Here is a 21,723-nt window from a genome sequence, read left to right as displayed (position 1 = left end):
AGTGGTCGGTTTCGATGACCCGAAGGCGCCTGCGAACGGGCTGCTCGCGAGTGGGGTGGACTCCAACCAGGCGTATTACCAGGAGGACGTGGCACTTCTTTACAACGTAGGCCTCAACGGTGACCAGAAGACAGGCACTCCTGGAGTTCTCAAGGGCACGATCGCCGGTGACGCGTGGGATGTGTACGGCAACTTCGCGTCGGGGCAAGTCGATGCGGCCATGCTCGGCATACTCGGACTGGCAGGCAGTGTCATGGAAGTCGCCTACAAGGTGCTGGATCCTTTCGCCTTCATCGGAAGCCAGGTCGCGAAGTGGATACTCGACCATGTCGAGTTCATGCGCAACGCCTTGGACGAGTTGGCGGGGAACCCGGATATCGTCGAGGCGTACGCAAAATCTTGGACGAAGATCTCCACCGAGTTGACGGCCGTTGCCGCCGACTGGAAGTCCAGCGTCGAGCAGGATATCGACGATTGGCAGGGTGCTTCCGGCCAGCAGTACCGGGTCAGTGCTTCGAGCCTCATCGATCAAATCGATGCCGCCAGCGGCATCGCGGCCACGATGGGCAAGTCGATGGAATCGGTGTCGAAGGCTGTTGACGTCGTGCGCACCCTGGTGCGCGATGTGCTCGCCAACTTGATCGGCGCGGCGATCGGCTGGACGATCGAATTGATCGCAACGAGCGGTGCGGCAGCAGCGCATGTCATTCCCGCCGCCTTGCGCCGTATCGCACGGGACACCCTTACCGTTTCCGACATGCTGGGCGATCTCAAGAAGGTCTTCACCGACATCAAGACACTGATGGAGCCGATCGGCAAGGTCGGCGCGATTCTGACCGGTGGTTCCGGTCTCAACCAGGAGCAACCGCAGCCGGCGTGATGTCGGACGACGCCAGGTTCGTGCCGTCCGAACCCCCTGAGCCGGGCTACTTCCGGATCAGTTTGGCGACCGTGCCGAGGGAGAGTTTGGGGGATTCTTCTTCGACTACCGCTGTGGGGTCGACGAGCTTGGTGTGGGGGAGGTCGGCCTCGGGGTCGGTGAAGGGGGCGTAGGTCTTGTCGCCGAGGAGGGTGTTGAGGAGGTAGCCGGTGAGGAGGGCTCGGGTGGTCTTCTCGGTTTTGTGTTCGTAGCGGCCCGCGCCGAGGGCGGCGAAGAGGCGGCGGCCCTCGATGATGCCGTTGTGGGAGGCGCCGTCGATGGTGCGCAGGAGGGAGGGGCCCGCCCAGGCGGTGGCGAGGGCGCGGGCGTTGGAGTTGACCGAGTCGAGGTCGGTGGCGCCGGCCAGGATCAGGCCGGGCGTGTCGAGCTCGGGGGCGATGTTCTCCGCGGCGGGGGAGGTGGGGGAGGGGAACAGGGCGGCGACGGCGGCGACGCGGCGCTGGGCGGCCGCGATGACGGCGGCGCCGGCGCCCATGCCGTGGCCGGCCAGGGCGAGGCGGTCGGGGTGGACGCTGATGGTGCCGTCGCCGAGGCGCACCTTGCTGACGATGTCGAGCGTGGTGAGCAGGTCGGTGGCGAGGTCGAGGTGTGACGGGATCGGGCCGCGTTCGGTGTCGGGCGCGGCGACGACGAAGCCCCACGACGCGACGTGCTCGAGCAGGCTCTTGTAGTTCTCGGCGCTGGTCAGCCAGCCGTGCGCGAACGCGACGGCGGGCAGGCCCAGCCCGGATTCGGGGGTGAACACCACACCCGGCTGGCCCGCGATGCCCAGATTTCCGCGCAACACCCGGTGGGGGCCGCGCGCGGACAGGGTGCTCAGGAGCGACTTCACAGACACCGACACGGCGAGAAGGGTATCCGATCAGTAGGGTGGAGAACCATGTGCGGAATCGTGGGCTACGTCGGGTACCGGGACGCGCTCGGCGTTGTCGTCGACGCGTTGCGACGCATGGAGTATCGCGGATACGACTCCGCGGGCGTCGCGATCCTCGACGGAAACGGGTCGATCGCGGTCGAACGCAAGGCGGGCAAGCTGGCCAATCTGGAGGCCGAGCTGGGCGAGGCCGGGGCCGAGCGGTTCGCGGGCACCAGCGGCATGGGGCACACCCGGTGGGCCACGCACGGCGCGCCGACCGACCGCAACGCGCACCCGCACCGGGACGCGTCCGGCAAGCTCGCCGTCGTCCACAACGGCATCATCGAGAACTTCGCGCCGCTGCGCCGCGAGCTGGAGAACGCGGGCATCGAGCTGCTCAGCGACACCGACACCGAGGTCGCGGTGCACCTGGTCGCGCGCGCCTACGCCGAGGGCCCCACCGCGGGCGATTTCACCGCGAGCGCGCTGGCCGTGCTGCAGCGCCTCGAGGGCGCGTTCACGCTGGTCTTCACCCATGCCGATCACCCGGGCACGATCGTCGCGGCCCGGCAGTCGACGCCGCTGGTGGTCGGGGTCGGGCAGGGCGAGATGTTCATCGCCTCCGATGTCACCGCGTTCATCGAGCACACCCGCGAGGCGGTCGAGCTCGGGCAGAACCAGGCCGTGGTGATCACCGCCGACAGCTACACCGTCACCGACTTCGCGGGCAATACCGAAGGCGTGGTGACCAGGCCGTTCACCATCGACTGGGATCTCGCCGCCGCCGAGAAGGGCGGCCACGACTACTTCATGCTCAAGGAGATCGAGGAGCAGCCGACCGCGGTCGCCGACACCCTGATCGGGCATTTCGTCGTCGACGAGAACGGCGGCCGGATCGTCCTGGACGAGCAGCGCCTCGCCGATCAGGAGCTGCGCGAGTTCGACAAGGTGTTCGTCGTCGCGTGTGGCAGTTCCTACCACGCGGGCCTGCTCGCCAAGTACGCGATCGAGCACTGGACCCGGGTGCCGGTGGAGGTCGAGCTGGCCAGCGAGTTCCGCTACCGCGACCCGGTGCTCGACCGGTCGACGCTGGTGGTGGCCATCTCGCAGTCCGGCGAGACGGCCGACACGCTCGAGGCGGTGCGCCACGCCAAGGAGCAGAAGGCGCGCGTGCTCGCCATCTGCAACACCAACGGCGCGCAGATCCCGCGCGAGTCGGACGCGGTCATCTACACCAGGACCGGGCCGGAGATCGGCGTCGCGTCGACCAAGGCGTTCCTGGCGCAGGTGGCGGCCAACTACCTGGTCGGACTGGCGCTGGCGCAGGCGCGCGGGGTCAAGTACCCCGACGAGGTCGCGCGCGAGTTCGCCGAGCTGGAAGCCATGCCGAAGCTGATCGCGCGGGTGCTGGAGACCGGTACGCAGGTGCGGGCCATCGCGCGCGAGCTGGCGCACGTGCCGACGGTGCTGTTCCTCGGCCGCCACGTCGGGTATCCGGTGGCGCTGGAGGGCGCGCTCAAGCTCAAGGAACTGGCCTACATGCACGCCGAGGGCTTCGCCGCCGGTGAGCTCAAGCACGGGCCGATCGCGCTGATCGAGGACGGGCTGCCGGTCATCGTGGTGATGCCGTCGCCCAAGGGCCGTCCGGTGCTGCACTCGAAGCTGCTCAGCAATATCCGGGAGATCCAGGCGCGCGGCGCGCGGACCATCGTGATCGCCGAGGAGGGCGACGACACGGTGCGGCCCTTCGCCGACGATCTGATCGAGATCCCGGCCGCGCCGACGCTGTACCAGCCGCTGCTGTCGACGGTGCCGCTGCAGATCTTCGCCGCCGAGGTGGCGCAGGCGCGTGGTTACGACGTGGACAAGCCGCGCAACCTGGCCAAGTCGGTCACCGTCGAATAGCGGGTGCGCGGCCGGTCGCGAGACCGGCCGCCCCGATCACTGGACGGTGATGGTGCCGCGCATGTCCGGGTGCAGGCTGCACAGGTAGCGGTAGGTGCCGGGCTGGGTGAAGGTGTAGGACCATTCGCCCTTGTCGATGATCGGGCTGTTGATGCCCATCGCCTTGTCGCCGATGCCCTGCACGTTGTGCGGGGCCTTGTCGGAGAATTTCCAGGTGACGGTCTCGCCGACCTTGATGGTGGCGTCGGCGGGTGAGTACTTCATCCCGGAGACGTCGACCGTGAGGTTGGTCGGCTTGTGCTCGGTCTGGCTGGTCGTGGTGGTGACCGGACGCGGCTTGCGGGTGGTGGTGGAGGCGGCGTCCCCGGAGTCGCCGGAGCAACCGGCGATCAGCAGGGCGGCGGCCACGACGAATCCGGCGACAACCCGGGTGGATGCGGCGCGGTGACGAACCATCGACATGGGTCTGGAGCGTAGTCTGCGAACGATCGCGGACCTGTCGTGGGCCGCGCGGGCGGCCGGGAGGCGACGATGACGGATCGGCGTGGCTACTTCACCGCCGACCAGGTCAGGGCGGCCGAGGCGGAGCTGTTCACCCGGGTGCCCGCGGGAATGCCGATGCGCCGGGCCGCGTACGGGCTGGCCAATGTGGTGGCCGACGAATTGCGTTCGGGGACCGGCGGAGTCGCGGGCCGGGCGGTCGGGCTGCTGGTCGGCTCGGGGGACAACGGCGGCGACGCGCTGTGGGCCGGGTCGATGCTGGCGCGGCGCGGGGTGGCGGTGCGGGCGGTGCTGCTGAGTCCCGAACGCGCGCATCCGGACGGGCTCGCGGCGCTGCGGAAGGCGGGCGGCCGGGTGGTCGACCGGCTCGACGCGGTGGATCTGGTGATCGACGGGATCGTGGGGATCTCCGGGCGGGGACCGCTGCGCCCGGCGGCCGCGGAGCTCGTTGCGGCCGTGGACGTTCCGATCATCGCGGCCGACCTGCCCAGCGGGGTCGATGTGGATACCGGCGCGGTCACCGGCCCTGCGGTCCGGGCCGAGGTGACGGTGGCGTTCGGGGCGTACAAGCCGGTGCACGCGCTGGCCGCGCCGTGGTGCGGGCGAATCGTGCTGGTGCCGATCGGTTTACGCCTGCCCGAACCCGACCTCGCGCAGCGGGCGGCCGCGGCGATCGGCGCGGACTGGCCGGTGCCCGGCGCGGCGGACGACAAATACAGCCAGGGCGTGGTCGGGGTGTGCGCGGGGAGCGCGAAGTATCCGGGGGCCGGGGTGCTGAGTACCGGCGCGGCGGTGGCGGCGACCTCGGGCCTGGTGCGCTACGTCGGCGACGACACCGAGGTGCTGGCGACGTATCCCGAAGTCGTCGCCAGTCACACGATCTCGGGGGCCGGGCGGGTCCAGGCCTGGGTGTTCGGTCCCGGCGCCGGCACCGATGCCGCGGCCGGGGACCGGCTCGCGCAGGTGCTGGCCACCGATCTGCCGGTGCTCGTCGACGCGGACGGGCTCACCCTGCTCGCCGCCGAACCCGCCCTGGTCCTCGGCCGCACCGCGCCGACCGTGCTGACGCCGCACGCGGGCGAGTTCGCCCGGCTCACCGGCGCCGAACCTGGCCCGGATCGGGTGGAGGCGGTCCGCGCTCTCGCCGAGGAGTGGCAGGTGACCGTGCTGCTGAAGGGACGCGCGACGATCATCGCCGCGCCCGGCGAGCCGACGTTGGTCAGCGACGCGGGTGGGTCGTGGGCCGCGACGGCGGGCTCGGGCGATGTCCTGTCCGGCCTGCTCGGCGCGCTGCTGGCGGCGGGCCGCCCGCCCGCGTGGTCGGCCGCGGCGGCCGCGCGCGTGCACGCCCTGGCCGCCAACCTGGCCGCCTATGACGGGGAACCGGCGGCCGCGCCGATCTCCGCGTCGCCGCTGCTGCGACACATCCGTCCGGCCATCCGCGTCCTGCGGGAGCTCGCCGGCGAATGAGAGCGGGGCCGCCCGCGGCGGTGGTGCCGACGCGGGCGAGATCGCGGCGACCGCTGTCGCGGGACCATCGCCGCGGCGGACGGGCCGCGCGGGGGCAGGTTCCGCGAATCCGGCGGGTCCTGGCAGGATCGAAGCCGTGAATGCGCAAGTGGAGACTGTCATCGACCTGGATGCCATCGCCCACAACGTGCGTGTGCTGCGCGAGTTCGCGCAGGGCGCCGGGGTGATGGCGGTGGTCAAGGCCGACGGCTACAACCACGGCGCGGTCGAGGTCGGGCGCACGGCGCTGGCGGCGGGGGCCACCGAGCTGGGGGTCACCACGGTCGCCGAGGCGCTGGCCTTGCGCGCCGCAGGGATCACCGCGCCGATCCTGTGCTGGCTCAACACCATCGACGCGGACTTCGGCGCGGCGATCGCGGCCGATGTCGAGATCGGGGTGTCCTCGCTCACGCAGCTGCGGGCGGTCGAGCGGGCGGCGCGCGCGAGCGGCCGGACCGCCGTCGTGACGCTCAAGGTCGACACCGGGCTGAACCGCAACGGGGTGTCGGTCACCGAGTATCCGCAGGTCCTGCGGGTCCTGCGCGCCCTCGTCGACGAGCGGGTCGTCCGGTTCCGGGCGATCTTCTCCCACCTCGCGCACTCCGACGAACCGGAGCATCCGATGCTCGACCGGCAGCGGGAACGCTTCGTCGAGGCGATCGCGCAGGCCAAGGAACAGGGCCTCGAGCCCGAGCAGGTGCACCTGGCGAATTCCGCGGCCACGCTGACCCGCCCCGACCTGCACTTCGACCTGGTGCGTCCGGGCATCGCGGTGTACGGGCTGTCGCCGATCCCGGAGCTCGGTGACTTCGGGCTGCGGCCCGCGATGACGCTGCAGGCCGAGGTCACCCTGGTGAAACGGGTGGCCGCGGGGGAGGGCGTTTCCTACGGGCACCGCTGGATCGCGCCGCGCGACACCACCGTCGCGCTGGTGCCGGCGGGCTACGCCGACGGTGTATTCCGCTCGCTGAGTGGGCGTTTCGAGGTGTGGCTGGGCGGGTCCCGGCACCGTAATGTCGGGCGCGTGTGCATGGACCAATTCATGGTCGACCTCGGCGACAACCCGGGCGGCGTGCGGGAGGGTGACCGGGCGGTGCTGTTCGGCGGCGGCGCCGGGCACCCGCACGCGCTCGACTGGGCCAGGCTGCTCGACACCATCGACTACGAGGTGGTCTGCTCGCCGCGCGGCCGGGCCGTGCGCCGCTACGTGGGGACCGGCCGATGACGCGGGGCAAGGTGATCCTGCGCGGCGGCCTGGCGACCGCGAGCCTGCTCGGCGCGCTCGCCGTCGCGCACACGCTGCGCCGGATCGGCGCGCGGGTGCGCTGGCCCGCCGAACGGGACGAGTACCGCGACGAGAATTTCGCCCTGATCGACGAGGACGAGCCGGGCATGGTGATCGCCGACGACGGTGTGTCGCTGGCCACCCGGATCTACGGTGACGAGTCCGCCGAGGTGACCGTCGTCTTCGTGCACGGGTTCTGCAACAGCATGGAGTCCTTCCACTTCCAGCGCCGCGACCTCGCCCGCGAATGGGGCCCGCGGGTCCGGCTGGTCTTCTTCGACCAGCGCGGGCACGGCCGCTCCGGCACGCCGAGCACCGAGAGCTGCACCGTCGCGCAGCTCGGCCACGATGTCGCCACCGTGGTGCGCGAGTGCGCGCCGACCGGGCCGGTGGTGCTGGTCGGGCACTCGCTCGGCGGGATGGCCGTGCTCGCGGCGGCGGCGCAGTTCCCCGAACTCTTCGCGGCGCGGGTGCGCGCGGTCGGCCTGTTCTGCACCGCCGCGGCCGAGGTGACCGCGACCGGGCTGCCGCAGCTGCTGCGGCATCCGGCGATCGACGGGTTCCGGATGGCGGTGCGCACCGCGCCCGCCGTCGTCCAGGTGAGCCGGACCGCGAGCAAGCAGCTGGTGACGCCGATCCTGCACGTCAGCTCGTTCCACGGGCCGGTGAGCCCGACGCTGTCGCGCTTCACCACCATGATGATCGACCGCACGCCCGTGGCGACCATCGAGAAGTTCCTGAAAGCGATTGAGCTGCACGACGAGTCGGCGGCGCTGCCGGTGCTGGCCGACCTCCCGGTGCTCGTCCTCGGCGGCGCGCACGACATGGTGATCCCGTTCCGCAACTCGCGCGCGCTGGCCGCGGCCCTGCCGGGCAGCGAGCTGGTGCGGATGGGCGCGGCCGCGCACATGCCGCACCTGCAGTATCCCGAGGTGACGCTGGACGCACTGGACCGGCTGCTGGCCGCCGCCGGCTTCGGCGGCGCGCGGGGCGGGGAGGCCGTCGGTGGCTGACCCGCAGCAGCGCGTCCTGGCCACGGTCGAGGACACCGAAGCCTTCGGCCGGGAGCTGGCCGCGACCCTGCGCGCCGGTGACCTGGTGGTCCTCGACGGTCCGCTCGGCGCCGGGAAAACGGCGCTGACCAGGGGGATCGCGGCCGGTCTCGGTGTCGCGGGCCGGGTCAGCTCACCGACCTTCATCATCGCGCGGGCGCACAAGGCCGGGCAGCGGCCCGACGGCACGCCCGGCGTCGCGCTGGTGCACGTGGACGCCTACCGGCTCGCGGGCGACCTGGACGAACTCGACGCGCTCGACCTCGACACCGACCTGCACCACGCCGTCGTGGTGGTGGAATGGGGCAAGGGTGTCGTGGAACACCTCACCGAACGGCATCTGCGGGTGCAACTCGCCCGGGAACCGGAATCCGATGTGCGCACGGCCATCTGGGAGTGGATCGAATAACCCGTGGACCGGCGGGCACCGGTGCGCGCCGGGCGCGAAAACCACCCGGTATTGTTGAGACAATCATGCTCGTACTAGCAGTCGACACCGCGACACCCGCCGTTACAGCGGGATTGGTGCATCTGTCACCTGCCGCCGACGCGGACACCCGGCCCGCCGTGGCGACGCTCGCTGCCCGCGTCAAGGTCGACGCGCGCGCCCACGCCGAGGTGCTCACCCCGCAGATCCTGGAATGCCTCACCGAGGCCGGAGTGCGCCGTGACCAGCTCGACGCTCTCGTCGTCGGGGTCGGGCCCGGCCCGTTCACCGGTCTCCGGGTCGGGATGGCCACCGCCGCCGCCTTCGGCGACGCGCTGGGTCTGCCCGTGTACGGGGTGTGCAGTCTCGACGCCATCGCCGCCGAGGCCGCGGGTGAGCAACGCGACAGCGGCGAACTGCTGGTGGTGACCGACGCGCGCAGGCGCGAGGTGTACTGGGCCCGCTACCTGAACGGGGCGCGCAGCGCCGGACCCGAGGTGTGCAAGCCCGCCGAGGTGCCGCTCGGTGACGCCGTCGCGATCGCGGGTTCGGCCGCCCACGTCGACTACTTCGATCTGCCGGTGCTGCCGAGCGAGACGCCGTCGCCCGCCGGGCTGGTGGCCGTCGCCGCGGCCGAGCTGCTGGCCGGTACCGCGCCCGAGCCGCTGGTCCCGCTGTACCTGCGCAGGCCCGACGCCGTCGAGAACAGCTTCCGCACCCTCGACCGGACCGGGGCGTGAACGCCGTGTCCGACTACCGGATCGAACCGATGACGGTGCACGACATCGACCGCTGCGTCGAGCTCGAGCACCTGCTGTTCCCCGAGGACGACCCGTGGCAGGCGGTGTCGTTCCGCTCCGAGCTGGCGGGCGCGCACAACCGCTACATCACCGCCCGCGACGCGAACGGCGCGATGGTCGGCTACGCGGGCATCGCGCTGCTCGGTGACGCCGCGCATCCCGAGGCCGAGGTGCACACCATCGGCGTCGATCCGGACTGTCATCGCGGCGGTATCGGCACCCTGCTGCTGGAGGCGCTGCTGGCCACCGCCGCCGAACGCGGCGGGCCGGTGTTCCTCGAGGTCCGCACCGACAACGCGCCCGCGATCGCGCTCTACGCCAAGCACGGTTTCCACATCATCGGGCTGCGCAAGAACTACTACCACCCCAGCGGCGCCGACGCGTACACCATGCGGCGGCCCGAACTCACCGTGGCGGCCGACGAATGGGCCGCGCGCGGCAGGCAGGACGAGGTGCTGTCGTGATCGTCATGGGCATCGAAAGCTCGTGCGACGAAACGGGAGTCGGCATCGTCCGGCGCCACCCGGATGGTTCGCTGGAACTGCTCGCCGACGAGGTGGCCTCCAGCGTCGACCAGCACGCGCGCTTCGGCGGCGTGGTCCCCGAGATCGCCTCGCGCGCGCATCTCGAGGCGATCGTGCCCGCCATGCGCCGGGCGCTGGCCGCGGCCGGGATCAGCAAGCCCGACGCGCTCGCCGTCACCATCGGTCCCGGCCTCGCCGGTGCGCTGCTGGTCGGCGTCGCGGCGGCCAAGGCCTACGCGGCCGCCTGGGATGTGCCGTTCTACGCGCTCAACCACCTCGGCGGGCACGTCGCGGTGGACACGCTCGAGCACGGGCCGCTGCCGCCCGCGGTGGCGCTGCTCGTCTCCGGTGGGCACACCCACCTGCTGCAGGTCACCGATCTGGGCTCGCCGATCACCGAGCTCGGCAGCACCGTCGACGACGCCGCGGGCGAGGCCTTCGACAAGGTCGCCCGGCTGCTCGGCCTCGGCTACCCCGGCGGCCCCTACCTGGACGCGGCCGCCAAGGACGGGGATCCGCGCGCGATCGCGTTCCCGCGCGGCATGACCGGTCCGCGCGACGCGCGCTACGACTTCTCCTTCTCCGGCCTGAAGACCGCGGTCGCCCGCTATGTCGAGGCCGCGCAGCGCCAGGGCATCGGCCCCGATCAGCTGCCGATCCCCGACATCGCCGCGTCCTTCCAGGAGGCGGTGGCCGATGTGCTGACGATGAAGGCCGTGCGCGCCGCGACCGATATCGGTGTCGACACGATCGTGCTCGGCGGCGGCGCCACCGCGAATTCGCGGATCCGCTCGCTGGCCGAGGAGCGCTGCGCGGCAGCGGGATTGACCCTGCGGGTGCCCAAGCCGCGGCTGTGCACCGACAACGGGGTGATGATCGCGGCGCTCGGCGCGCATGTGATCGCGGCGGGCGCGCAGCCCGCGGAATTGACGGTCGCCACGGATCCGGGTCTGCCGGTGTCGGTGAGCGCGCTGCGCGGCTGAATCGCCGGTAGGACCGCGGGTCCCGTTCCGGCTAGTCGATGAGCTGGAGCGGTGCTTCGCTCGGCGTGCTCGCGGCCGGCGGGATCGGCAGCAGGCTCTGGGCGGGCCGCTGCTGGCTCGGTGAGGTGTTCGGGGTGGACGGCCGCTGCTGCTGCCTGCCGCCCGACGACCCGCTGTCGATCGGGCCCAGCGGGGACTCCGGGTAGGGGATCTGCGGCAGGTTCGGATCGGGCCGCAGGGTCGGCGCCGTGGTCGACGGCGCGACCTGCCCCGGCGTCGGTGGCGGGGGCGGCGCGATCAGCGGCGTGGTCGTCGTCGGGACCTGGGTGGTCGGCACCTCGGTGGTGGGCGGCGCGTTGGTGACGCCGGTGCGGTCGGTGCTCTCGCGATTGGCGGGTGTCGGTGCCTGCTGCGGCACCACGGGTAACGGCGGCTGCCGCACGGTGCTGCTGGTGCCCGCCGGGGTGACATCGGCGGGGTCGGGCGAGACCGCCTGCACGCCGTAGCCGATCACCAGGCCGACCACCACGACCGCGCCCGCCAGCGTCCCGGCGACCTTGGTGAAGGTGCTGTTCGGGGCGTCGCCCAGCGCGGCTACCTGCAGGGCCGACGGCGCCGCCGCGTCGGCGACCAGCGCGGCGCCCTTGGCGATCACGGCTTCCGGATCGGGCACGGTGATGACGGGCACGTCCAGCCTGCCGTGCAGCGTCTCGACGACGGCGGGGATGTTGGCGCACCCGCCGATCACCGCGACCGCCTCGGGATACTTCGGCGCCCGGGTGAAGACCGACGCGGTGAACAGCGCGATATTGCGCAGCAGCCCGCCGATCAGCTCCTCGAAGTCGGAGCGGGTGAGCTTGAGCGGCTGCCCGGCCACGTGGTCGATGGTGACCGCGGGCGCGATCGACAGGTGCTCCTTGGCCGCGCGGCCCCGGTTGGTCAGGGTGCCGCGATTGGGCCTGGTGCCCCGGCGGGCGTAGTGCAGGTCGACGAGGTGGTGGTAGATCAGCTCGTCGATGGCGTTGCCGCTGAGCGTCGGGGTGCGCTCGGTGTGCAGGATCGTGCCGTCGGCGTAGTCGACGACGGTGACGGTGAGCCCGGTGGCGCCGAGATCGACCACCGCGACGGTGGCGTAGCGGTCGAGCAGGCCGGTGTCGCGTAAGTAGGTCATCGCGGCGGTGCCCTCGGGCACCAGCCGCAGATCGCGGTGCCGGGTGGTGGCGGCCCGGATGGCCTGGGCCTGTTCCCGGTTCCGGAAGGCGACGGCGACACTGGTCGGTGGGCGCGAACGGGCGGGCTCGTCCCGGCGGTGCGCGCCGGAGGAATAGCGCCCGAGCGGTTCGCCCGCCATGGCGGCGCCCTGGGTGACGGGCAGCTGGGTGGTCATCAGCTCGATCGAGGACGACACGAGATCGCCGAGATCGGAGTGGGCCGCGTCGGCCGAGACGACGCGGTAGTCGAAGCTCTGCTCACCGGCGGGACCGGTGGCGACCAGCGCTGAGCACACCACCTCGTTTCCGGCGGAAATGCCGAGGGATGTTCGCATGTTCACCTCCCTTCGAGCGTGGATGGTTCTGTGATGCCGACCATCTCGAATGGAACGCTATACATATCCTTTCACAGCCTGTTATGCGAACGTTACAGATTGTGGCAAGCGATGTGAAGATCACTGGCGAGTGTGGGCGTGTCGAAAATGCGACATTGGCAGAACCCGGCCTTGAGCGCTGGCACTCTCACGTATAGAGTGCTAGTCGGCACTGTGTAGCTGTGCTTGTGCCAGTCGACTACTGGGCAGGGGTCCCGGCACCCGCGACGACGGGGCGAACGCGCAGAGTCGCAAGCTGACCGAAACCCGGTCCGGGACAACAGTTCCGGACGACCGAATTCCCCTGAAAGTGGAGGGCTCAACGTGGCGAGCGTGAACATCAAGCCGCTCGAGGACAAGATCCTCGTCCAGGCCAACGAGGCCGAGACGACGACGGCCTCCGGCCTGGTCATCCCGGACACGGCCAAGGAGAAGCCGCAGGAGGGCACCGTCATCGCCGTCGGCGAGGGCCGGATCACCGAGAAGGGTGACCGCATCCCCGTCGACGTCAAGGAAGGCGACGTCGTCATCTACAGCAAGTACGGCGGCACCGAGATCAAGTACCAGGGTGGGGAGTACCTCATCCTGTCGGCGCGCGACATCCTGGCCGTCGTCACCAAGTAGGCCAACGCCGCATACGCGTTCCGCCCCGGCGTCGTCTCGCGACCCGGGGCGGATTGCGTTCTCACACAGGAGCTGAATCCTCTATGGCAAAGCAGATCGAGTTCGACGAGAAGGCTCGCCGGGCTCTGGAACGCGGTGTCGACAAGCTCGCCGACGCCGTCAAGGTGACCCTCGGTCCCCGTGGCCGCCACGTCGTGCTGGCGAAGGCCTTCGGTGGCCCGACCGTGACCAACGACGGTGTCACCATCGCGCGTGACATCGATCTCGAGGACCCCTTCGAGAACCTCGGCGCCCAGCTCGTCAAGAGCGTCGCCACCAAGACCAACGACGTCGCGGGCGACGGCACCACCACCGCGACCGTGCTGGCCCAGGCCTTCGTGCGCGCGGGCCTGAAGAACGTCGCCGCGGGCGCCAACCCGATCTCCCTCGGCCAGGGCATCGCGCTGGCCGCCGACAAGGTGTCGGAGGTGCTGCTCGCCGCGTCGACCCCGGTCTCCGGTGAGCAGGCCATCGCCCAGGTCGCCACCGTCTCCTCGCGTGACGAGGAGATCGGCGAGATGGTCGGCAAGGCGCTGACCACCGTCGGCAAGGACGGCGTCGTCACCGTCGAGGAGTCCTCGACCACGCAGACCGAACTCGTCATCACCGAGGGTGTGCAGTTCGACAAGGGCTACCTCTCGCCCTACTTCGTGACCGACCCCGAGACCCAGCAGGCCGTGCTGGAGGACACCTACGTCCTGCTGCACCGCGACAAGATCAGCTCGCTGCCCGACCTGCTGCCGGTGCTCGAGAAGATCGCCGAGTCCGGCAAGGCCGTGCTGATCATCGCCGAGGACATCGAGGGCGAGGCCCTGTCCACCCTGGTGGTCAACTCGATCCGCAAGACCCTCAAGGCCGTCGCGGTCAAGGCGCCGTTCTTCGGTGACCGCCGCAAGGCGTTCCTCGACGACCTGGCCGTCGTCACCGGTGGCACCGTGATCAACCCCGATCTCGGCGTCACCCTGCGCGAGGCCACCATCGAGCAGCTGGGTCAGGCGCGTCGCATCGTCGTCACCAAGGACGAGACCGTCCTGATCGACGGCGCGGGCACCGAGGCCGACGTCGCCGCCCGCAGCGCGCAGCTGCGCCGCGAGATCGAGGCCACCGATTCCGACTGGGATCGGGAGAAGCTCGAGGAGCGGCTGGCGAAGCTGGCCGGCGGCGTCGCGGTGATCCGCGTCGGCGCGGCCACCGAGACCGCGCTCAAGGAGCGCAAGTACCGCGTCGACGACGCGGTCGCGGCGGCCAAGGCCGCGGTCGAGGAGGGCATCGTCCCCGGCGGCGGCACCGCGCTGGTGCAGGCCGCGACCGCGCTGGTCGAGCTGCGCGACTCGCTGACCGGTGATCAGGCCGTCGGCGTCGAGGTCGTCCGCAAGGGCCTCGAGGCGCCGCTGTTCTGGATCGCCACCAACGCCGGTGTCGACGGCGCCGTCGTCGTCAGCAAGGTCGCCGACGGCAAGGAGGGCTTCAACGCCGCCACCCTCGCCTACGGTGATCTGCTCACCGACGGTGTCGTCGATCCGGTCAAGGTGACCCGTTCCGCCGTGGTGAACGCCGCCTCGGTCGCGCGGATGATCCTGACCACCGAGAGCGCCATCGTGGACAAGCCGGTCGAGGAGGCCGACGACCACGGGCATCACGGTCACGCGCACTGAGCCGGACATGACGAAGGCCCCTGGACCGCGGTGCGGTTCGGGGGCCTTTCGTTTCGCGCGCTAGCTGGCTACCGGGGGCTCTTCGGCGTCGATCGCGGCCAGCAGGCGCGCACGCAGGGAGGGGGGAGGAGGGGTCGGTGTACTCGCACCGAGTTCGGCGAGAACCGTGCGGGTGCCCCGGATCTCGTGGAGGAACTCGGTACAGAGGACGGAGTCTTCGGTATCGATGATGGTCTGGATCGCGTGATGGTCTTCGTCGTCGATCAATCCGAGCGCGACGGTGTGCGCGAGATCGATCTGGGCTTCGTTCATCTCACGTCACCCCCAAACTTTTCTTCAGTCGTGTCAGTCCGTCCCGAATACGGGACTTGACGGTCGGTAGTCCGATGCCGAGGTGCTGAGCTACCTCCGCATAGGTGCGCCCGCCGTAGTAGGCGAGCGAGATCGCCTCGCGCTGCGTCTCGGTCAATGTCGAGAGCCCGCGCTGGACGGCCTGTTGTTCGAGTCTGCGTTCCACCTCCTCCGTGACCTCGTCGAATTCGTTGCCGAGCACCCGGATCCCGTAGGCGACTTCGCGCTGGGTGTGGGCTTGCTCGGCACGAACCCGGTCGACCGCTCGCCGGTGCGCCAACGTCATCAGCCAGGTCACCGCCGACCCCTTGGTGGGGTCGAAACTCGTTGCGGTGCGCCAGATCTGCAGATAGACCTCTTGCGTGGTCTCCTCCGCGTACCCCGGGTCGTGCAGGACCCGCAGGATCAGGCCGAAGACGCGCGCAGACGTCCGGTCGTACAGTTCGGCAAAGGCTTGCTGGTCGGACAGGCCGCATCGTTCCAACAGTGCAGCTAGCTCGACTCCTTCGGCCGCGCGTGCGGTAACCGCAGAATCCACGCTCGGTGGGAAGGCTTCGCTTCGGAACCCATTCTGTGTCATCGGTCACGAATGTAGCCCGCGGCTATGACCTCCCTCCGCCCGGGGGTGCCTTGTTCGGGTGCCAGCTGTTTGCTAGAGATTCGGCACGCCACGCCGGGCGGATGGGAGTTGATTTGCCGAAGTATCTAGACGGCCATACGGCGCCGGTTGCGGCGCGCGTGCATCTCGCGTTCGGTCTCCGACATCCCGCCCCAGATGCCGTACGGCTCGCTCACCTTGAGCGCGTGGGTACGGCACTGCATCAGCACGGGGCAGGCCCGGCAGATCTCCTTGGCGCGCATCTCGCGCGCGGTGCGGGCGCGGCCACGTTCGCCGTCGGGATGGAAGAAGACCGCGGAGTCCTGGCCGCGGCACGAGCCGCGCATCTGCCAATCCCAGACATCGGCGTTCGGGCCGGGAAGGTGAGTGGGCATGGGCATGGTGAACTCCTTGTGGTGCGAGCTCGTCAGCGTTGTCGAGCGACGTGGTGCGGCAGGTCTTCGTGCCACCTCGCGCGGAGATGGCCGGCTCGACGGTGCCTGACGGTGCCGTAGGTGGTCGCTGCAATTTCGCGCGGCGCCGACCCCGGCGATGAGCTACGTTAGGTGCACGCGGGAATTTCCGTCAATAGTTCGACGCATTGGTACCGCAAATCCGCAACGCTGAAATTTAACCTGCGCACTGTTTACATTTCATGCCCGGTCCGTTCATACTGTTCGGTTGGCTATGGCCGGGTCCCAGCGTGGTGCTCGCGGCGTACGGTATTTCCCCAGGTCGCGCCAGGCAGAGCCGGTTTCGGCCGACAGAGCCGCCGGTCGGGCGGGTGTTGCGGGTCACAACGGGGGTCGTCCGTGGACGGGGTGCAGATGGCGTAATCGGGGCGCCGAGGTTAATTGCGCGAAACGCATGTGAATTCGAAACTTTGCGGTAGTGGAGTCGGCGGGCGGAGATTTACCTGATGGCAACATGCACCGCCGATGGAAAAGCTGATCGGTAGCTGTGCCGGGACCGTGGTGACATATCACGAGAACGGCCCGGCGCCCGTGGCGGCTACAGTCTCGGCGTGCAGACAACGGCTTCACCCGCGGATATCGGTTCCGAAATACTCGTTTCGACTGCTTTCGGGCCCACCCCCGGCGCTGCCGCTGCGGAGTTGCCGACGCCGGCAACCCCCCTGGACAGGTGGTATCGCGCGGTCGCGCTCGGGGCGCAGGGGCGCTACGCCGCCGCCAGGGCGGAACTGTCGACGCTGTCCCGCGCGCGGATCGATCCGGCGCTGCGCTCGCGCGTCGAGAGCACCCGCGGCTCGCTGCTGCGCCAGCTCGGCGGGCACGCCGCGGCCGCGGCTTTCGACGGCCGCGCGGCGACGCTCGCCCTCGGCGCCGCCGGAACCGACCGCGCCGAGGCGCTGGCCGACGCCTACACCGGCCTGGCCGCCGACGCCCTCGGCACCGGCAGGCTCGCCCTGGCGCGCAGGCTGCTCGGCCGGGTGGAACCGCTGCTGGCCGACGCGCCCGCCCGCTGCGCGGTGCGCTGGCACTGGGTGCGCGCGGAGACCGCGCTCGCCGGTGGCGCGGCCGCGCCTGCGCTGCGCGACGCCGAGACCGCGGTGGCACTGGCCGCCGCGCTGCCGTCGGCCCGGCACCGGGTGAAATCGGCACTGCTCGTCGCCGCCGCGACCGCCGCCGCGGGCGACCCGGCGGGCTCGGCGCTGCGCGCCCGCGCGGTCGACGCCGACTGCGCCGAACACGGTCTGCTGCCACTGCGCTGGGCCACCGCGATGCTGCGCGCCGGGGTGTGCGACGAGCCCGAAGCGCGGGTCGCCGCGGCCGAAGCCGCAGATCATGCGGCCCGGATCCGCGGGTGGGGCGGGGATTTCACGCTGCCGTCCTCGTGACCCGCTCCCGGTGATCTTCCTGAGAGGTCTCATAGAAGGGACCAGGCCCGCTGGCGGGTGATCAACGGGTCGCTATTGTTAGTTCCGTTCCGCCCCTTCGGTGGAAGCTCGGTCACATTGGACCGCGCCACTCGTAACGCCAGGAAAATCTCTGACGATGACGCATATGGGCGAAGAGTTGGACCTCGCCGTCGCTGCGGCTGCGCAGGGCGACAGGACTGCTTTAGCTCAGGTACTGGAACTGATCCGACCGCTGGTAGTCCGCTACTGCCGGGCCAGGATCGGTGCCGCGGAGCGCGGGCAGCTCTCCGCGGATGATGTTGCGCAAGAGGTCTGTTTGGCTGTGATGACCGCCCTGCCCCGCTATCAGGATCAGGGTCGGCCCTTCATGGCCTTCGTATACGGAATCGCTTCGCACAAGGTCGCCGACGCCCATCGCAACGCCGCCCGTAACAAGGCGGAGGCGATGGCCGAAGTACCAGATGTCATATCCACCGACCAGGGACCGGAGCAGCGAGCTCTCGACTCGGAGACGAGCAGGCAGATGAACACTCTGCTGGCCACGCTCCCCGAGAAACATCGGGAAATCCTGATCCTGCGCTTGGTCATGGGTCTGTCAGCAGAGGAAACCGCAGTCGCCGTGGGCAGCACGGCGGGGGCGATACGAGTAGCCCAGCACAGGGCACTCGCGAAACTGAAGTCACAAGTGGCGAGGGCAGGTGAAATGTATGGCTAGGGATGGCGAGCGCGGTCGAGGCGACCGGAAGGTTTGGCGTGGGTCGCACGACAGCGGTCCCTACGCCGCCGAGGATGCCGGTGATTCCGGTCCGGTCGACATTGCGGCGGTGCGCAGCGACGATGCGCTGATCGACGCGATCGCGAGCGACGGCCCGGTGCGTACCGACAGCCCCGAGGAGTTCCAGCTGGCGTCGTTGCTCGCGGATTGGCGAGCTGACCTGCTGGCCGAGCCGATGCCCGCGGGTCCTGATCTGGACACCGTGTTCGCGGCGGTCAACCAGGAGATCGGCGCGCGGCAGGTTCGAGTCGGAGCTTCCTCGCGCGGACGTCTACGGCTGGTACGCCCCCTTCTCGGCGCGGCCGCGGCACTGGCCGTGGTCTTCGGCGGTATCACAGCGTTCTCCTACAGCGCGGCACCCGGCGATCCGCTGTGGCGCGTCAAGGAGGTCGTGTTCAGCGAACAGGCGCAGTCGACCGTCGTGGCGCGTGCCGACGACGATCTGGTCGCCGCGCAGAACCTGCTCGAATCCGGTAATCCGGAGCAGGCGCGGGCCCGGCTGGAACAGGCTTCGGCCACCGCGAGCCAGGTCAACGACCAGGGCAAGCGGGAGGATCTGGTCGCCCGCTGGAACCTGCTGCGTGACGAGCTGGCCAAGCGCGCACCGGAGATCGCCGCCCAGCTGGCACCGGTGGCGCCCACCTCGCCCGGACAGACCAAGCCGACCTCGCCGTCGCCCGCCTCGCCGTCGACCAACCCGGGCAGCACCGCTCCGGTGGCGCCGACCGGTCCCGGTGGGACCACCGATCCGTCGTCCGAGCCGCCGGTGATCATGCAGACGCCGGGTCCCGGTTCGGAGACCAAGCCGGTCGTTCCGCCGGTCACCACCGAGCCCACCGAACCCACGGTGCCGCCGGTGACCACGGTGCCGACCACGCCGCCCCCGGTGACGGTCGACCCGACGACGCCGCAGACGACCATCGCCGTGCCGCCGCCGGTCACCGTGCCGACGGTGGTTCCGACGTCGGCACCCGCGCCGCCGACGGTGCCGCCGACCCTGCAGACGCCACCCGCCTTGACGATCCTGCCCGCACCGCCCGCCGTGCCGTCATCCTGATCGTCCCGATCCACGACGAAGGCCCCGAACCTCAGGTTCGGGGCCTTCGTCGTTGTGTTCGCGGATGCCGTGCGGCATCGTCCCCCGCGCACGCGTGACCGGAGCGGGGGAGCGACGCCGCGCGGGCGGCTCAGTTGTCGAAGCCGTCGAATCCGTCGCCGTGGAACGCCTCGTTCATCGAGGCATCCGCGTAGCCGCGGCAGTAGTCCCAGGTGACGTACGCCTCGGGCGTCGGGTCGTAGGCGGGCTCGTGCGGACGGACGGTGCCGTCGACGAGTAGCTGGAGCAGGTTCGCCCGCAGCATGTCCCAGTCGTGGTAGTGATCTTGCCGACAATCCTCGCAGCTGACGACGAGCCCGCGGATGCCGCGATGGGCCAGCAGGGCTTCGTAGACGGCGAGGTCGGCGAGATCTTCCTCGACCGCGAGGCGCTCATGAGGATCCAGCGGCTCACCGGGCTCGATCGCATCGAGCGCGGCAGACGGGTCGGAGGGGTCTCCGGCGAAGGGATCCGGCGGCAGGCCAGGTGGTAGATGGTCACGCACATCCCCACGGTACGCAGTACTTGGTGGTCTGCGCCAGCGATGCACCGGGCAAGTTTGCCGCGGGGCTCACTTCACAGGCGTGTTCGCCCGCCGGATACCATGGAATGCAGGCGTCGGCGAGCTTGTTCTCACCGACCATCAATCATTTCCGCTCAGCACCGTCGCGCTGCATCTTCGGCGTCGGTTGCTACCGACGACCAGGAGGGGTCGATCCGAATGAGTAATCCCGTGTCGGGCGAACGAATCGCGGTGCGCCCTCCTACGGGTGGCGACGATCCGACCAAGATCGCCATGCTCGGCCTCACGTTCGACGACGTGCTGTTGCTGCCTGCCGCCTCGGATCTCATCCCCAGTTCCGTCGAGACCTCCAGCAGGCTCACCAGGGAGATCACCCTGCGCACCCCGCTGGTGAGTTCGGCCATGGATACCGTCACCGAGGCCCGCATGGCCATCGCGATGGCGCGGGCCGGCGGTATGGGCGTGCTGCACCGCAACCTGTCGGCCGCCGATCAGGCCGCCCAGGTGGAGACGGTGAAGCGCTCGGAGGCGGGCATGGTGACCGACCCGGTCACCTGTCGTCCCACCGACACCCTCGCCGAGGTCGACGCCATGTGCGCCCGGTTCCGCATCTCGGGCCTGCCCGTGGTGGACGAGACCGGCGCGCTGGTGGGCATCATCACCAACCGGGACATGCGCTTCGAGGTCGATCAGGAGCGCCGCGTCGACGAGGTGATGACCAAGGCGCCGCTGATCACCGCCCAGGAGGGCGTCACCGCCGAGGCCGCGCTGGGTCTGCTGCGCCGCCACAAGATCGAGAAGCTGCCGATCGTCGACGGCAACGGCCGCCTGCGCGGCCTGATCACGGTCAAGGACTTCGTCAAGACCGATCAGTACCCCAACGCCACCAAGGACCGCGACGGCCGCCTGCTGGTCGGCGCCGCGATCGGCGTCGGCGAGGACTCCTGGTCGCGCGCGATGACGTTGGCCGACGCCCAGGTCGACGTGCTGATCGTCGACACCGCGCACGGCCACCAGTCGCAGGTGCTGCAGATGGTCGCCAAGGTCAAGGCCGAGGTGGGCGACCGCATCCAGATCGTCGGCGGCAACGTCGCGACCAGGGCCGGTGCCGCCGCGCTCGTCGAGGCGGGCGTGGACGCGGTGAAGGTGGGTGTCGGCCCCGGCTCCATCTGCACCACCCGCGTGGTCGCCGGTGTCGGCGCGCCGCAGATCACCGCGATCCTCGAGGCCGTGGCCGCGTGCAAGGCCGCCGGTGTTCCGGTGATCGCCGACGGTGGCGTGCAGTACTCCGGTGACGTCGCCAAGGCCATCGCGGCAGGCGCCTCCACCGTGATGCTCGGCTCGCTGCTCGCCGGCACCGCCGAGGCCCCCGGCGACCTGATCCTGGTCAACGGCAAGCAGTTCAAGAGCTACCGCGGCATGGGCTCGCTCGGCGCCATGCAGGGCCGCGGCCAGGCCAAGTCGTACTCCAAGGACCGCTACTTCCAGGACGACGTGCTCGCCGAGGACAAGCTGGTCCCCGAGGGCATCGAGGGACGCGTGCCGTTCCGCGGCCCGGTCAACCAGGTGATCCACCAGCTCGTCGGCGGCCTGCGCGCGGCCATGGGCTACACGGGCTCGCAGAACATCGAGCACCTGCAGAACGCGCAGTTCGTGCAGATCACCGCGGCGGGCCTCAAGGAGAGCCACCCGCACGACATCACCATGACCGTCGAGGCCCCGAACTACACCGGGCGCGGCTGAGTACAATAGATGCGTTTGTGCGCCGGGAGGTACGCTCCCGGCGCACAGCCATGCGGTCGTCCTGACCGCGACA

General features: G+C 70.3%; 22 protein-coding genes. 15 read left to right on the top strand and 7 right to left on the bottom strand.

What is annotated here, in order from left to right; genetic code table 11:
- Position 1: 1 nt before the first annotated feature.
- Positions 2-880: a hypothetical protein gene (locus ACFYWJ_RS00780; protein ID WP_355271466.1), complete on the top strand. Its 879-nt coding sequence runs from the start codon at positions 2-4 to the stop codon at positions 878-880.
- Positions 881-926: 46 nt separating this feature from the next.
- Here ACFYWJ_RS00780 and ACFYWJ_RS00775 read toward each other — a convergent pair whose 3' ends face one another.
- A complete protein-coding gene (locus tag ACFYWJ_RS00775; RefSeq protein ID WP_355271468.1) occupies positions 927-1,784 on the bottom strand; it encodes a dienelactone hydrolase family protein in 858 nt (285 codons plus the stop codon).
- A gap of 36 nt (positions 1,785-1,820) precedes the next feature.
- Here ACFYWJ_RS00775 and glmS point away from each other — a divergent pair, with 36 nt between their 5' ends.
- Positions 1,821-3,701 carry a glutamine--fructose-6-phosphate transaminase (isomerizing) gene (gene glmS, locus ACFYWJ_RS00770; RefSeq protein ID WP_355271469.1) on the top strand — a complete coding sequence of 627 codons (1,881 nt, stop codon included), beginning with the start codon at positions 1,821-1,823 and terminating at the stop codon, positions 3,699-3,701.
- 36 nt (positions 3,702-3,737) lie between these two features.
- Here the strand turns inward: glmS and ACFYWJ_RS00765 are convergent, their stop codons facing one another.
- Positions 3,738-4,163, bottom strand: a complete 426-nt coding sequence (locus ACFYWJ_RS00765) for a cupredoxin family copper-binding protein (RefSeq protein WP_355271470.1) — start codon at positions 4,161-4,163, stop codon at positions 3,738-3,740.
- A 69-nt stretch (positions 4,164-4,232) separates the two neighbouring features.
- On the opposite strand from ACFYWJ_RS00765, the gene ACFYWJ_RS00760 reads away from it, so the two are divergent.
- The 7 genes from ACFYWJ_RS00760 (at position 4,233) to tsaD (ending at position 10,782) form a co-directional block, all read left to right on the top strand.
- Positions 4,233-5,672: an NAD(P)H-hydrate dehydratase gene (locus ACFYWJ_RS00760; RefSeq protein WP_355271471.1), complete on the top strand. Its 1,440-nt coding sequence runs from the start codon at positions 4,233-4,235 to the stop codon at positions 5,670-5,672.
- Between the two features lie 127 nt (positions 5,673-5,799).
- Positions 5,800-6,936: an alanine racemase gene (gene alr / locus ACFYWJ_RS00755; protein ID WP_355271736.1), complete on the top strand. Its 1,137-nt coding sequence runs from the start codon at positions 5,800-5,802 to the stop codon at positions 6,934-6,936.
- Positions 6,933-8,009 (top strand): alpha/beta hydrolase, encoded by a 1,077-nt coding sequence (locus tag ACFYWJ_RS00750; protein WP_355271472.1) that lies wholly within the window; start codon positions 6,933-6,935, stop codon positions 8,007-8,009. Before alr ends, ACFYWJ_RS00750 begins: the two co-directional genes overlap by 4 nt.
- Entirely contained in the window at positions 8,002-8,457 is a 456-nt protein-coding gene (gene tsaE, locus ACFYWJ_RS00745) for a tRNA (adenosine(37)-N6)-threonylcarbamoyltransferase complex ATPase subunit type 1 TsaE (RefSeq protein ID WP_355271474.1), read from the top strand. Before ACFYWJ_RS00750 ends, tsaE begins: the two co-directional genes overlap by 8 nt.
- Before the next feature lie 65 nt (positions 8,458-8,522).
- Complete coding sequence (gene tsaB, locus ACFYWJ_RS00740; RefSeq protein WP_355271476.1) at positions 8,523-9,215, top strand: tRNA (adenosine(37)-N6)-threonylcarbamoyltransferase complex dimerization subunit type 1 TsaB; 693 nt, start codon at positions 8,523-8,525, stop codon at positions 9,213-9,215.
- 29 nt (positions 9,216-9,244) lie between these two features.
- Positions 9,245-9,739, top strand: coding sequence for a ribosomal protein S18-alanine N-acetyltransferase (rimI, locus tag ACFYWJ_RS00735; protein ID WP_218717760.1), 495 nt, complete (start codon positions 9,245-9,247; stop codon positions 9,737-9,739).
- Positions 9,736-10,782 (top strand): tRNA (adenosine(37)-N6)-threonylcarbamoyltransferase complex transferase subunit TsaD, encoded by a 1,047-nt coding sequence (gene tsaD, locus ACFYWJ_RS00730; protein ID WP_355271478.1) that lies wholly within the window; start codon positions 9,736-9,738, stop codon positions 10,780-10,782. The genes rimI and tsaD overlap by 4 nt, the downstream gene beginning before the upstream one ends.
- Before the next feature lie 31 nt (positions 10,783-10,813).
- On the opposite strand, the gene ACFYWJ_RS00725 is transcribed toward tsaD, so the two are convergent.
- On the bottom strand, positions 10,814-12,328 hold the full coding sequence (locus tag ACFYWJ_RS00725) for an Hsp70 family protein (RefSeq protein WP_355271480.1): 1,515 nt from the start codon (positions 12,326-12,328) through the stop codon (positions 10,814-10,816).
- 363 nt (positions 12,329-12,691) lie between these two features.
- On the opposite strand from ACFYWJ_RS00725, the gene groES reads away from it, so the two are divergent.
- Together groES and groL are read left to right on the top strand one after the other, a co-directional pair.
- Positions 12,692-12,991 carry a co-chaperone GroES gene (gene groES / locus ACFYWJ_RS00720; protein WP_019045169.1) on the top strand — a complete coding sequence of 100 codons (300 nt, stop codon included), beginning with the start codon at positions 12,692-12,694 and terminating at the stop codon, positions 12,989-12,991.
- Between the two features lie 83 nt (positions 12,992-13,074).
- Positions 13,075-14,685 carry a chaperonin GroEL gene (gene groL, locus ACFYWJ_RS00715; protein ID WP_355271482.1) on the top strand — a complete coding sequence of 537 codons (1,611 nt, stop codon included), beginning with the start codon at positions 13,075-13,077 and terminating at the stop codon, positions 14,683-14,685.
- Between the two features lie 60 nt (positions 14,686-14,745).
- Here groL and ACFYWJ_RS00710 read toward each other — a convergent pair whose 3' ends face one another.
- From ACFYWJ_RS00710 to ACFYWJ_RS00700, 3 genes are all read right to left on the bottom strand, one after another.
- A complete protein-coding gene (locus ACFYWJ_RS00710) occupies positions 14,746-14,997 on the bottom strand; it encodes a hypothetical protein (protein ID WP_355271484.1) in 252 nt (83 codons plus the stop codon).
- Between the two features lies 1 nt (position 14,998).
- Positions 14,999-15,616 carry a sigma-70 family RNA polymerase sigma factor gene (locus ACFYWJ_RS00705; protein ID WP_355271485.1) on the bottom strand — a complete coding sequence of 206 codons (618 nt, stop codon included), beginning with the start codon at positions 15,614-15,616 and terminating at the stop codon, positions 14,999-15,001.
- A gap of 125 nt (positions 15,617-15,741) precedes the next feature.
- Positions 15,742-16,035: a WhiB family transcriptional regulator gene (locus ACFYWJ_RS00700; RefSeq protein ID WP_022567299.1), complete on the bottom strand. Its 294-nt coding sequence runs from the start codon at positions 16,033-16,035 to the stop codon at positions 15,742-15,744.
- 713 nt (positions 16,036-16,748) lie between these two features.
- On the opposite strand from ACFYWJ_RS00700, the gene ACFYWJ_RS00695 reads away from it, so the two are divergent.
- The 3 genes from ACFYWJ_RS00695 (at position 16,749) to ACFYWJ_RS00685 (ending at position 19,345) form a co-directional block, all read left to right on the top strand.
- On the top strand, positions 16,749-17,492 hold the full coding sequence (locus ACFYWJ_RS00695; RefSeq protein ID WP_355271488.1) for a hypothetical protein: 744 nt from the start codon (positions 16,749-16,751) through the stop codon (positions 17,490-17,492).
- A gap of 157 nt (positions 17,493-17,649) precedes the next feature.
- Positions 17,650-18,228 (top strand): sigma-70 family RNA polymerase sigma factor, encoded by a 579-nt coding sequence (locus ACFYWJ_RS00690; RefSeq protein ID WP_110037079.1) that lies wholly within the window; start codon positions 17,650-17,652, stop codon positions 18,226-18,228.
- Positions 18,229-18,337: 109 nt separating this feature from the next.
- Positions 18,338-19,345 (top strand): anti-sigma-D factor RsdA, encoded by a 1,008-nt coding sequence (locus tag ACFYWJ_RS00685; protein WP_355271490.1) that lies wholly within the window; start codon positions 18,338-18,340, stop codon positions 19,343-19,345.
- A 130-nt stretch (positions 19,346-19,475) separates the two neighbouring features.
- Here ACFYWJ_RS00685 and ACFYWJ_RS00680 read toward each other — a convergent pair whose 3' ends face one another.
- Positions 19,476-19,889, bottom strand: a complete 414-nt coding sequence (locus ACFYWJ_RS00680) for a DUF5319 domain-containing protein (RefSeq protein ID WP_022567296.1) — start codon at positions 19,887-19,889, stop codon at positions 19,476-19,478.
- A 216-nt stretch (positions 19,890-20,105) separates the two neighbouring features.
- Between ACFYWJ_RS00680 and guaB the strand changes: the two genes are divergently transcribed.
- Positions 20,106-21,650 carry an IMP dehydrogenase gene (gene guaB / locus ACFYWJ_RS00675; protein ID WP_355271492.1) on the top strand — a complete coding sequence of 515 codons (1,545 nt, stop codon included), beginning with the start codon at positions 20,106-20,108 and terminating at the stop codon, positions 21,648-21,650.
- Positions 21,651-21,723: the final 73 nt, after the last annotated feature.

Origin of the sequence: Nocardia sp. NPDC003269 (assembly GCF_042888005.1) — a bacterium.
In the GTDB taxonomy this organism is placed as follows: Bacteria; Actinomycetota; Actinomycetes; order Mycobacteriales; family Mycobacteriaceae; genus Nocardia.
Note: the sequence above shows the minus strand (reverse complement) of the source record. Positions and strands in the feature narration are given on the sequence as shown.